The following is an 11,100-nucleotide window of genomic DNA, read 5'->3' as shown; positions in this document are numbered from 1 at the left end:
AACGCCGCGATCGCCGCCTCCAAGGACGCCTCCAAGACCGCGGCGGCCAAGAACGCCGCGGTCGCCGCCCGTAACTCGGCCGCGCGGGCCCGTACAGCCGCCGCGGCCGCCGACCACGCGGCGAACGCGTCCGTGCAGGCCGCGAGCGCCGGTGCCTCGGCTGCCTCGGCCGCCCGCAACGCCGCAGCCGCCGCGTCCGCCTCCGCGCGGGCCGCTGCCGCGGCGGGCGCCGCGCAGTCGGAGGCGGCCGAGGCCAGGCGCCAAGCCGAGATCGCCGGCACCGCGGCCGACCGTGCCACCGCAGCCGCGTCCGCGGCCCAGGCCCTGGCCAACACGGCAGCCGCCGCGGCGCGTACCGCGCGCGACGCCGCCAACTCCGCCGCCGGCCACGCGGAGAAGGCGGCCGACGCCGCCGACGAGGCCGTGAAGTACGCGGGCCAGGCCATCGACTACGCCAACAGATCAACCGCCCACGCCGCCGAGGCCGTCAAGGCCGCCAACACCGCCACCAAGACCGTGGAAGCCGCCATCGCCGTCGAGAAGGCCGCGCGGGAGGCGGAGCTGGCCCGGCTGGAACAGGAGAGACTGCAGGGAATCGACGAGGCCCGGCTGCTGGCCCGGATCGAGGAAGAGGAAAGAGCCGAGTACGAGAACCAGCGCGCCCAGGAACAGCAGATCGCCCAGGCCCTCAAGGACCTCATCCGGTCGGCCGAGGAGGCTCTGCTCTCCGGTGATCTGACGCGCGCCGCGACCAGAGGTCGCGAGGCCGCCACCGCTCTCCTGAGCGCCAGGGGCGCGTGGACGCGGGAAGCGGCTCAGTTCGCCCTCGCCGGCAGTGACAACGACCTCTTCTCGTGGATCGACCTCGACCGGACCGTCGCCCAGCACCAGGACGACCGGGAAACGGTCCTCTACCTCGCCCAGATATCCAGCCCCGCCGTCGCGGAGGCGGCACTGGCCGCGCTGGAGAGCTCCGACGCCCGGGCGGTGGGCGACTTCCTCACCTCCGGACTGATCCGGTCGGCCAGCGACGACAACAAGATCCAGATCGGCCGCATCATCAGTCAGAAGCCCGGCAAAGCCGTCAGCCGGGCCGCCAACGACGCACTCAACACCAACACCCCGGAGGCGGTGCAGGACTTCTTCGACCGCACCTACCCCGCCGCCCTGCGCGAGGACGACTCGGTCGCCGTGGGGACGCTCATGAGCAAAGGCGGCGCTTACACCAAGGCATACGCGCAGGTCGCCCTGGAGGGCCCGTCGTGGATGCGCCGGACCTTTGTGCTGGCGGTGCAGTACCTCGCGGCCCAACTCGACCACGACTCCGCCACCCACATCGCCGCGATGCAGGGAGCCATAGCCGCCGCCGCGAAGATCGCCCACAAGGCGCAGGAGAACGCGGCCCTGGCGTCCAAGGCAGGAGCGGAGGCCCGCCAGGCCGCCGCGGAAGCCCAGCAGTGGGCCTCCAAGGCACTGGCCTCCGCGCAGAAGGCCGCCGACTACGCCGACCAGGCCAAGCAGAACGCCGACGCCGCCGACGCCTCAGCATCAGCCGCACAGAACTCCGCGAACCAGGCCCGAGCGGCGGCAGCAACCGCTCGCGGCGCGAACCGTTCGGCGAACTTCTCCGCCAACAAGGCCATCGATGCCGCCCGTTCGGCTCTGAACTCCTCCGCCGTCGCCCAGGCGTCCGCCGCCAGTGCCCGCGCCTCCGCTCTGCAGGCCGGCCAGGACGCGAGCACCGCCGCCTCCGCGGCCAGCCAGGCCCGCGCCATCGCCGTCCAGAAACGCAAGGCCGAGATCGCACAGGCCGCGCGTGAGGCCGCCGCGAAGGCGCAGCGCGACAGGGAGAACGGACAGAACCCGGCCGACAGCGAGACCCACGACGAGATCAACCAGAACGGCAGCAGCTCCGAGGAGGAGAGCTGGTGGGAGGACGCGGGCTGGTGGGCCGATGCCTCCGGCGCCGTCAGTGTGGGAGCCGGCTACGCGGCCGCCGGCCTCGGTCTCGCCTCCTTCGTCTTCCCACCGGCGGCAACCGTCGCCGGTTGGGCCGCCGGCGTCTCCGCGGGTGCCGGAGCACTGGAAGGCGTCTTCGACGGCCTGGAACACGGCTACAGCGCCGCCCGGCTGCTGCGGACCGCCGGGACCACCTTCCTCAACCGGGTCACCTTCGGCCAGTCCCGACAGCTCCTGCCCATCGCCAGGCGGACCGTGCCCGTACTCAACGCCATCGCCGACGAAGGTGTGGAAATGGTCTCCTCCATCACCGGCGCACTGGGATCACTCCTCTGACCACCACGACACCGGCCGCGCCCACCCGGCCCAGGGCGCCCGGGCAGCACGCGGTCGGTCCGCCGGCAGGCCGGTCCCACGGCACGTCACACCCGAAAGGCCTCTACGACGATGCGGCAATCCTCGTTATTCACACGGTACATACGCGCGGCCGTCACGTTACTGGCCGTCCTGGCCCTGGGCGCCACCACCACCGGGATGGCGCCGACTCCTCAGGCGCCGGAGGCGTCCCCCCGCCAGGTGAGCAGACTCGACCTGCCCGAACCGACCGACGTTCCCACTCCCACCGAGAGCCGGCCCATCAGGGTGGCCTCCGGGGAGAACTGCGCACCCACGGACGCGGATTCGAGGGAGCGCCGGGCGGGCGCCGCCGCAACATGTGTGAGCACACGCCCCGCCCTCGCGAAGCACACTGCGGAGCAGGACACAACGGAGCGGCAGAGCCCCGCCGGGGCGGCGGACACGGGTAGCTGCGACATCACCAGCCCCGGCAACTACACCTACACGCGCTTCGGGTACTGCGTGACCGGGGTGAACGTCGTCTACATCCTCCGTGACAGCAACGGCAGGGAGCTCGGACGCGGAACCCTGGAGGTCTCCACCAGTGCGACGCTCCCGAAGAAGGGTACGACCTGGAACGAGCAGGTCACCGTGAAGATGACCCGAGCGAGCAACGCCGTCACCGCCCTCAACGCCAAGTTCCGCGCCTCCTGCACGACCGGCTGCACGACGACACAGACCGCGCCCTGGTACGGCGGCGACCTCACCGTCGGCCAGTCCCTCACCGGTGCCGTCACCTATTCCTCGACTCCCGCCCCGGGCGCCAAGGCGGAGTTCACCACCGGGTACAAGATGTACGTGACCTCCCCGGGCGCCACGGCCGTCGATCCGAACGCCTCGTGGGACAACCCCGAAAGGATCCGCTGCGACGACGTGGTCGGGGGCACCTCGTCGGCGGGCTGTGCCGTCCCCTCGGTCATGCCCCTCGTGCCGATGAAGGCAACGAGCTCCGACCCGGGCGGCGCCGTCGCCGCCTACGACTGGGCGCAGAAGAACCTCAACGGCGCCTGGGGCAAGAAGGGCAGTCCCCTGACCCGGTCGACGAGCGGCGTGGCCGCCCGCACCGCCAGCACATGCGGGGGCTTCACGGCGCAGACGGAACTCGTCGACGCCGACAGCTGCGGTGACTTCCCGTTCGGCGAGGCGAAGGAGGGCGGTGCCCCCGGCGACCGGTGCGTGGAGGTGATCCCCAACCTCGGCAGCGGCGAATGGAACACGTACATCCTGAACGACGCCCGTGTCGTGGACCCCGCCTCGCCCTGCGTGCAGGCCCATGTCACGCCCGCCGAGAAGCAGTTCGCCGACACGCAGCTCGCCGACGGTTTCACGGACCAGCGGGTGATCGACGGCGACCAGTTCGAGCTGCCTCTCTCGACGCCGGACACCGGCCCGCAGGCCAGCTGCCTGAACGACCCTCCGCCGGCCGGCTCGCTTCTCAACGGCGACGGATGGTTCAAGAACACCACCGAGCCGGTTCCTCTCATCAACCAGAAAGTCCCGGCGGACGGGGCCGGAGATCGGCCGACCCGGGCGCAGGCATGCGTCGGGCGGAACACCGAAGAGGGGACCGGAACCAGCAATTACATCACCGGCTGGAAGGACGCGGAGGAGTTCAAGAAGGAGAAGGGAGTCACTTTCGGGCTGGACCGGTGTCATCTCATCGCGAGAGTCCTGGGCGGAAGGGGCACGAGTGAGCTCACTCGGTTCAACCTCGTCCCCTGCTGGCACTCCGGGATGAACACGGGCACACCCAGCATGCGGACCTACGAGACCATGGCGGAGAATCTCGTCAAGGGTACTGTCTCCGGTCTCGGAATGAACGACGCAATCTTCTACCAGGTGACACCCGTCTACAAGAACGCGAACAGCACCATCCCGGTGGGCGTCACGATGAACGCCACCATCCAAAGGGCCAACGGGACAACCGAGGAACTGTTCCCCAACGTCTACGTCACCAACACCCAAGGGAACACCGGGTTGCTCAACCTCGGTAACTGATCCCGCCCAGTCCGCGCCAACGGGAGCCGGCATGAGATTCACCACCCCACCGCGGCCGTTCGACATCACCGCGCTCTTCCCTCAGCTGGCCCCGCTGGCGCGCACAGCGACCCGGCTGCACCCACGCCCCGGGTCCCCGTCCGTGCACGACAGCGCTGTCGGCGGGCCGCTCCTGTGGCCCGCCGACGACCCGTGGCCACACTGCAACGAGCCGCACGACAGCCGCGCGGCGCTGGTCGTCCATTCACCCGACGACGTCAGGCTCCTCCGCCGTGACCGCGCCGCGGCGTCCGATCGGCTGCGCCTCGACCCCGACGCTCCCGAGTGGACCCCCGAGGAACTGGCGACCTGGGAGCGGCTCAACGCGGGCCGCCCATGGTTCGACGGCCCGATCCCCCTCCTCCCCGTCGCCCAGCTCTACGCCCGTGACACCGCCTTCACGCGGCCGCCCGACGCGGACCTCCTCCAGGTCCTCTGGTGCCCCTTCGACCACGAGGAAGCCGCCCACCCCCGAACTGCCCTCTTCTGGCGGTCCTCCGCCACCATCACCGATGTCCTCGACGCACCACCCGAGCCGCCCATCGTCCAGCTGGACTGCTACCTACCGGAGCCGTGCCTGTTCTCACCGGAGCAGGTCACCGATCTCCCCAACCCCATGGAGCTGGACAAAGAACTCCGGGACCAGATGGCCGACATCAGCCGCTGGGAGACGATCGACCCCGCGCTGTACAACACGTACGCGGACGACCCGGGCGAGCTCTACCTGAACAACCTCTGCCACGCCCCCGGCTGGAAGACCGGCGGCTGGACCCGCTGGGGCCTCACCGACCCCATCCCCCGTCCCTGCCCCGAGTGCGGCACCGAGGCGGTCCCGCTCCTCACCATCGCCTCCTCGGAATGGGACTCCGGGAGCAAGACCTGGATCACCGAGGAGGAACGGATCAACCCGACCCCGCGTCTCTTGGGCACCCGGGCCGGACACTTCACCCACCTCGACATCGCCGGCGGCTACGACCTGCAACTCCACGTCTGCCCGGCATCCCCGGATCATCCGCACATCGAGCTGATCCAGTGAGCGATCGCGGACGCATTCGTCTCCCGGACGTCACCTACCGAGCGGTGAGGACGTGCGCCCACGGCTCGTCGATGTCGGCCGGTCCCAGCACGGCGGCCACGTTGTCGAGCATTCCGGCGCCGAACCAGCTCCGTACGGCGTCGCCGTTGCCCAGCAGTCGCTGAACGGTGGCGACCTGCTTGGCGTAGCAGCTACGTACCGCCTGTCCGACCAGCGGTTCGCCGGCGGCGCAGTTCGCGTGCATGAGGAAACGCAGGATGGTCCGGTCCGCGACGAGCGCGGCGTAACCGTCGCGTGCCGCTTGCAACGCGGCCTCGGGCGCCAGGGGCTCAGCCGATGCCGGCGCGTGCGCGGTCGGAGTCCGATCGCGGTGGCCACGATGGCCCGACATCGCTCGTCACTCGCCTCACGGCCCGGCGGCCGGAATCCAGGCGGCCGGCTTGCCGCCGGGGCCGGGCCGAGCGGCCCCGGTAGCCGTCAGCGGCTGTCCGCGCGGGGCGCCGCCGTCGTGCCGCGGACCACCAGGCGCGGTGTCAGGACGATCTCGCGCGGGGCCGAGCGCCCCCCGTCGAGCCGTTCGACGGCCGCCGCCACCGCGTGGCGCGCCTGTTCCTCCGGGTTCTGGCTGACGGTGGTGAGGTCGAAACTGGCCAGCCGGGACAGGACGCTGTCGTCGTAGCCGACGACCGAGAGGGTGTCCGGTACGGAGACCCCCGCCTGGCCGAGCGCGCTCAACACGCCCACCGCGCACCGGTCGTTGCACGCGATGACCGCGCTCGGCAGCGCGCCCTCCGCGAGCAGCCGCTCCGCGGCCCGCGCCCCGGCCTCCTCGGTGTGGGCGCCGGGGACCACCCTGATCCGGTCGGCGAGCCGGTGGGCGCGCAGGGCGGTGCGGTAGCCGCGGCGCCGGTCCGCCGCGATGCCGCCGCTGCCCCCGTCGATGAAGGCGATGTCGCGGTGGCCCAGCTCCACCAGGTGGGCCACCGCCCGGCCCAGCCCCTCGTCGTCCGAGGCGCGTACGACATCCAGGCCGGCCGCCGCGATCCGCCGCCCGACGGAGATCACCGGCAGCCCGCGGTCGAGCGAGGCCAGCCGGGCGGCGGGCAGCTCGGTGCCGAGCAGGATCAGCGCCTCGGCGCGGAAGTCGAGCAGGGTCTCCACGGCCTGGCCCTCGTCGCGGACGCGCGTCAGCGTGGAGAGCGCGAGGTCGTACCCCACCGCCTCGGCCGCGACGTACAGGTTCTCGACCAGTTCGGCGTGGAAGCTGTTGCGGATGTCGAAGGTGACGCCGAGTACGCGGCTGCGCCGGCGCGCCAGCAGACTCGCCGTACGGTCAGGGCGGTAGCCGATCCGGGCCGCGGCTTCGAGGACCCGTTCGCGGGTCTGCGCGCTGGGCCCCGGGGCGTTCCTGAGGACGAGGGAGACCGACGCGGGGGAGAGCCCGACCAGCTCGGCGACATCCTCCAGCCGCGGCCTGCGGCCCCGCGCGCCGGTGTCCCCGTCGGCCTCCGCGCCTCCGTGGCCGCCGGAGTCCGCTCTCCTCACCGGCTGATCCTCCATGGCCGTTCCCTCGTACGTCCCTCATGCATACGGTCCGCGGCGCCGCACCGGGCCCTTGACACCTCGCGGCGGGCGGACTGATAGTACCAGCGTCTTAAAGCGCTTTAAAAGCGCGCGGAGAACGAGTGACGGAAGAGGTTTCCCATGCCCACAGCGTCGATCGGGGTAGCAGTCGTCGGAGCCGGGATGGCCGGCCGGGCGCACCTCAGCGGATACCGCACCGCGTCGACCCTCTTCGATCCCGGTCTGCCCGAGGTGCGGCTCGTCGCCGTCGCCGACGCCCATGAGCCCTTCGCCCGTGACGCCGCCCGCCGGTACGGCTACCGGCGCGCCGAGACCGACTGGCGGGCGATCGCCGCCGCGCCCGACATCGACGCGGTGAGTGTCGTGGTCGCCAACCCGCTGCACCGCGAGATCGTCGAGGGGCTGCTCGCGGCCGGGAAGCACGTGCTGTGCGAGAAACCGCTGGCACCGTCCACGGCCGACGCGCAGGCCATGACCGACGCCGCGGCGAGGACGGACCGGGTGGCCGCGGTCGGCTTCACCTTCCGCCGCTCGCCCGCGATCAACGCGATCCGGGAGCAGATCACCGACGGCGGCCTCGGCCAGGTGCGCCACTTCAACGGCCACTACTGGTGCGACTACGGGCACCACCCCGACGCGCCCATGAGCTGGCGCTACCGCGGCGGCCCCGGCTCCGGCGCGCTCGCCGACATCGGCAGCCACCTCGTGGACCTCGGCGAGTACCTGTGCGGACCCGTCGAGAGCGTCCGCGGTACGGTCCTGACCACCGTGGTGGGGGACCGGCCGGTCCCGCTGGGCACCGCCGTCGGCCACTCCGCCGCCGTCCCGGTCGGCGACGAGCGGGCGCCGGTCGAGAACGAGGACATCGCGACCTTCACCCTCACCTTCCGGAGCGGCGCCGTCGGTACGTTCTCCGTGTCGCGGGTCGCCTACGGTCTCGCCAACTCCCTCGGTTTCGAGGTCTTCTGCGACAACGGGGCCGCCGCGTTCGACCTGGTGCGCCCCGGCGAGTTCACCCTCGCGGATGCCACCCCGGCCGGCCCTGTCAACGGCTACCGGCAGGTCCTGATCGGCCCCGACCACCCGTACGTCGCCCAGGGGCTGCCCATGGACTTCCCCAGCGTGGGCCATGGGCAGAACGAGTTCTTCGCCTTCCAGGCGCGGGCGTTCCTCGACCAGATCGCCGGTCTCGACCGGCTGCCGCCCTGTCCGCCGCTCGCCCACGGGCTGCACAATCTGCGGATCCTCGACGCGGTCGTGGCCGCCGCGCACGCGGACGGCAGGAGCGTCACCGTGGCGTAGCCCTCCGCGGCGGAGCGGAGCCGGTCGGCCATGGGGCGTACGGACCCCGGGAGCCCGGCCGGTAATGTGGGCGTTTCCCCGAGATCACCACGCGGGAGTGACGGCAGGCGGGGGTGGCAGCATGTGCGGGTGACAGCACATCGAGGACGGCCCCGGGACAGGGACTTCCGGGTAGAGGCGCGGCACGCGGGGTACGCGCGGGAAATGAGGCAAGGCCGGTGAGTACGCCGCTGTACCAACTGAAGGCCGAGTTCTTCAAGACGCTGGGCCACCCCGTCCGTATACGGGTGCTCGAACTGCTCAGCGAGCGGGAGCACGCGGTCTCCGAGATGCTTCCGGAGGTCGGTGTCGAGCCCGCCCAGCTCTCCCAGCAGTTGGCCGTGCTGCGCCGTGCCAATCTGGTGGTCACGCGCCGGGAGGGCTCCGCCGTCCACTACGCGCTCGCCCATCCCTATCTCGCGGAACTGCTGAGCGTCGCGCGGGCGATCCTCTCCGGGGTGCTGGCGGGCCAGGCCGAACTCCTCGCCGACCTGCGGGCCGCGGACTCGGGGGCCACACCCCCGCAGGGCGGACCGTCCTAGTCCGTGCGGACCTGCGGGAGCTGCGGGACCTCCGGGAGCACCGGGAACCGGGGACTCTCGCCCACGCCGTCGCCTATACGTCCACCTCGTTCTCGATCCGCTTCAACTGGTGGCGCGCCATGGCCAGATTGGCGCGCGCCCGGTCCAGCACGAGATACAGGAACAGCCCCTGGCCGGCCGAGCCGGACAGCGGCCGTATCACGTGGTACTGGGAGCCCAGCGTGATCAGGATGTCCTCGATGGCGTCCCGGATGCCCAGCGTCTCCAGGGTGCGCATCTTGGCCCGTACGACATCGGTGTTCCCCGCCGCCGCGACGGCGAGGTCCAGGTCCTTGCTTCCGCCCAGCGTGCCCAGCGCCATGCCGCTGGTGTAGTCGACCAGAGCGGCGCCCTGGGCGCCCTCGATCATCATCGCGTCCTTCAGTGCCACGTCCGCGCTTGCCATGTACCCCGGTCCTCTCGGCCTGATGACTCTCCGTATGACGAGTTTATCGAGTAACGACTTGTACGGGATGGCGAATTGAAGATATCTTCAACTAGAAGACGTGATTCCGCTTCTGTCGCCCGTCCGGGCCGGGCCCGGCGTCCTACGAGACTTCCTCCGGAACGTCCACCGGCGCCGGCGAACGCGGCTTGTCACGCAGTTCGGTGAGCAGATCCTCCTGGCCGGCCAGCAGCTCGACCAGGATCCGCCGCGCCGACCGGAGCAGCTCCGCCACGTCCCCGCCGGCCAGCTCGTACACGACGGTCGAACTGCTCCGGGTCGCGGTCACGATCCCGGCGCGGCGCAACACCGCGAGCTGCTGGGAGAGACTGGACGGCTCGATCTCGATCGCGGCGAGCAGATCCCGTACCGGCATCGGCCCGTCCTGGAGCAGTTCCAGCACCCGGATGCGCACCGGGTGCCCCAGCATCCGGAAGAACTCCGCCTTCGCCTGGTACAGCGGAACGCGTGCCCCCGCCACCTGTGCCCCCGTCACGGAACGTCCCCTCACTCTCCGAACTCTCCGGCAGCGCCGCTCCCGCGCGCGACCGCGCACGAAGCGGTCCAGCCTAGTCGGCGGGGTGTCCACCTCACCAATCCCGGCCAGGCCCACCGGACTCCTGTTCGGGCCACTCCCAGGAGATGCCGTGGATGCCCGCCGGGCAGCGGCCCGGCGCCGAGTGGACCGTGTGCGAGGCGTCCAGGGCGACCCGGTGGTTGTAGCTCATCTCCGCCCCCGAGTGCTCCCGGTAATAGCGGTGGCTGACCACCGGCAGGGCCGCCGGATGGAAATAGACGTGGAGGAGGTAATCGCGCAGCCGGACGCGGGTGCGGCGTTCGTAATGGTCGTCCGTGCCGTCCCCGGGATCGACGGAAAGGGTGTAGTCGATGACGACCGTCTCGTTCTTCGCGAGTTTCCGGCCGAACTGTATGTCGAGGACGACCGTGCTCACTTCGGGCAGAAAGCGGACGGGTCCGGGAATTCCGCACCGTACCGTGGTGCTGACCGCGCGTGCCCCGCTGTCGACCGTGTGGACGGCGGTGAGCCGGTCCGCGCCGTCGCGGGCCGCGCGCAGCACCTGCTGGATGGCGATGGAGCACAGGCGCCGGTGCTCGTCGATGGTGACGGTCTCCCGGATGCTCAGCGTGGTGATGGCCTCGTTGAGCCGCGCGAAGTCGGGGCCGAGGATCTGCTCCGCCAGGGAGTTCTCGCCGAACACGCGGTGGGAGGAGCTGAGGTCGTGGGCGGGCGGCGCGACCCGGCCCCGGGGCCGGTACGGGCCGATCAGCGCGCGCAGCGTCCCCGGCGGCAGGTCGAGGATGGTCTCCAGCGCGTCCACGGCGCGCAGCGAATCCGCCCGTTCGGGCTCGCTGCGGCCGCGCTGCCAGTAGCTGAGGGTGGTCAGGCTGATCGTGATTCCCTGCTCGGCGAGCCGGCTGCGGACCCGCTCCAGGGACAGGCCGCGTCTCTTGATGGCCTGCTGGAAGACCTCGGCGAAGCCGGAGGGGGAGAGAGGGGAGGGATCCGGGGCGAAGCCGGACGGGGAGGGATCCGGGTCCTGGTGCACTGGATTCCCCTCCCGGTCGTGCGGTGGTGCCGCGCCGTGCCCGCACGGGCAGGACCGCCCACCGTATCCGATGGGCGGTCCTGGGAGCCGGCGGGGGCCGACCGGCGGTGCGCGACCGGGCCGGGCGTGCGCACCGGGGCGGTCAGCGGGTGC

At 71.5% G+C, this 11,100-nt stretch carries 11 protein-coding genes; 5 read left to right on the top strand and 6 right to left on the bottom strand.

Features of this window, described 5'->3' with window-relative positions; all coding sequences use genetic code 11:
* A partial coding sequence (locus tag ACFTZC_RS21825) for a hypothetical protein (RefSeq protein ID WP_382892120.1) occupies nt 1-2,295 on the top strand: 2,295 nt, incomplete at its 5' end.
* 212 nt (nt 2,296-2,507) lie between these two features.
* On the opposite strand, the gene ACFTZC_RS21820 is transcribed toward ACFTZC_RS21825, so the two are convergent.
* Nucleotides 2,508-2,684, bottom strand: coding sequence for a hypothetical protein (locus tag ACFTZC_RS21820; protein ID WP_382892118.1), 177 nt, complete (start codon nt 2,682-2,684; stop codon nt 2,508-2,510).
* Here ACFTZC_RS21820 and ACFTZC_RS21815 point away from each other — a divergent pair.
* Together ACFTZC_RS21815 and ACFTZC_RS21810 are read left to right on the top strand one after the other, a co-directional pair.
* Entirely contained in the window at nt 2,677-4,353 is a 1,677-nt protein-coding gene (locus tag ACFTZC_RS21815) for a DNA/RNA non-specific endonuclease (RefSeq protein ID WP_382892116.1), read from the top strand. The two genes, ACFTZC_RS21820 and ACFTZC_RS21815, sit on opposite strands and share 8 nt — an antisense overlap.
* Nucleotides 4,354-4,384: 31 nt before the next feature.
* A complete protein-coding gene (locus tag ACFTZC_RS21810; protein ID WP_382892114.1) occupies nt 4,385-5,428 on the top strand; it encodes a hypothetical protein in 1,044 nt (347 codons plus the stop codon).
* Between the two features lie 34 nt (nt 5,429-5,462).
* Here the strand turns inward: ACFTZC_RS21810 and ACFTZC_RS21805 are convergent, their stop codons facing one another.
* Together ACFTZC_RS21805 and ACFTZC_RS21800 are read right to left on the bottom strand one after the other, a co-directional pair.
* Nucleotides 5,463-5,735 carry a hypothetical protein gene (locus ACFTZC_RS21805; RefSeq protein WP_382892112.1) on the bottom strand — a complete coding sequence of 91 codons (273 nt, stop codon included), beginning with the start codon at nt 5,733-5,735 and terminating at the stop codon, nt 5,463-5,465.
* A 170-nt stretch (nt 5,736-5,905) separates the two neighbouring features.
* The gene (locus ACFTZC_RS21800; RefSeq protein WP_382892147.1) at nt 5,906-6,895 is read right to left on the bottom strand and encodes a LacI family DNA-binding transcriptional regulator; all 990 of its coding nucleotides are present in this window, start codon (nt 6,893-6,895) and stop codon (nt 5,906-5,908) included.
* A gap of 237 nt (nt 6,896-7,132) precedes the next feature.
* Between ACFTZC_RS21800 and ACFTZC_RS21795 the strand changes: the two genes are divergently transcribed.
* Nucleotides 7,133-8,314, top strand: coding sequence for a Gfo/Idh/MocA family protein (locus tag ACFTZC_RS21795; protein ID WP_382892110.1), 1,182 nt, complete (start codon nt 7,133-7,135; stop codon nt 8,312-8,314).
* Nucleotides 8,315-8,532: 218 nt separating this feature from the next.
* The gene (locus ACFTZC_RS21790) at nt 8,533-8,895 is read left to right on the top strand and encodes a metalloregulator ArsR/SmtB family transcription factor (RefSeq protein ID WP_365811815.1); all 363 of its coding nucleotides are present in this window, start codon (nt 8,533-8,535) and stop codon (nt 8,893-8,895) included.
* Nucleotides 8,896-8,968: 73 nt separating this feature from the next.
* Here ACFTZC_RS21790 and ACFTZC_RS21785 read toward each other — a convergent pair whose 3' ends face one another.
* The 3 genes from ACFTZC_RS21785 to ACFTZC_RS21775 form a co-directional block, all read right to left on the bottom strand.
* On the bottom strand, nt 8,969-9,340 hold the full coding sequence (locus ACFTZC_RS21785) for a hypothetical protein (RefSeq protein ID WP_365811816.1): 372 nt from the start codon (nt 9,338-9,340) through the stop codon (nt 8,969-8,971).
* Between the two features lie 142 nt (nt 9,341-9,482).
* Nucleotides 9,483-9,860, bottom strand: a complete 378-nt coding sequence (locus tag ACFTZC_RS21780) for an ArsR/SmtB family transcription factor (RefSeq protein WP_382892145.1) — start codon at nt 9,858-9,860, stop codon at nt 9,483-9,485.
* A gap of 109 nt (nt 9,861-9,969) precedes the next feature.
* Nucleotides 9,970-10,947: an XRE family transcriptional regulator gene (locus ACFTZC_RS21775; protein ID WP_382892107.1), complete on the bottom strand. Its 978-nt coding sequence runs from the start codon at nt 10,945-10,947 to the stop codon at nt 9,970-9,972.
* Nucleotides 10,948-11,100 lie beyond the last annotated feature (153 nt).

Origin of the sequence: Streptomyces sp. NPDC056987 (genome assembly GCF_042673865.1) — a bacterium.
Taxonomy (GTDB): Bacteria; Actinomycetota; Actinomycetes; order Streptomycetales; family Streptomycetaceae; genus Streptomyces.
Note: the sequence above shows the minus strand (reverse complement) of the source record. Positions and strands in the feature narration are given on the sequence as shown.

Excerpts from the sequence above, each read along its gene's own strand:
- ACFTZC_RS21810 (WP_382892114.1), top strand. The coding sequence starts at position 4,385 with ATGAGATTCACCACCCCACCGCGGCCGTTCGACATCACCGCGCTCTTC.
- ACFTZC_RS21795 (WP_382892110.1), top strand. The coding sequence starts at position 7,133 with ATGCCCACAGCGTCGATCGGGGTAGCAGTCGTCGGAGCCGGGATGGCC.
- ACFTZC_RS21785 (WP_365811816.1), bottom strand. The coding sequence starts at position 9,340 with ATGGCAAGCGCGGACGTGGCACTGAAGGACGCGATGATGATCGAGGGC.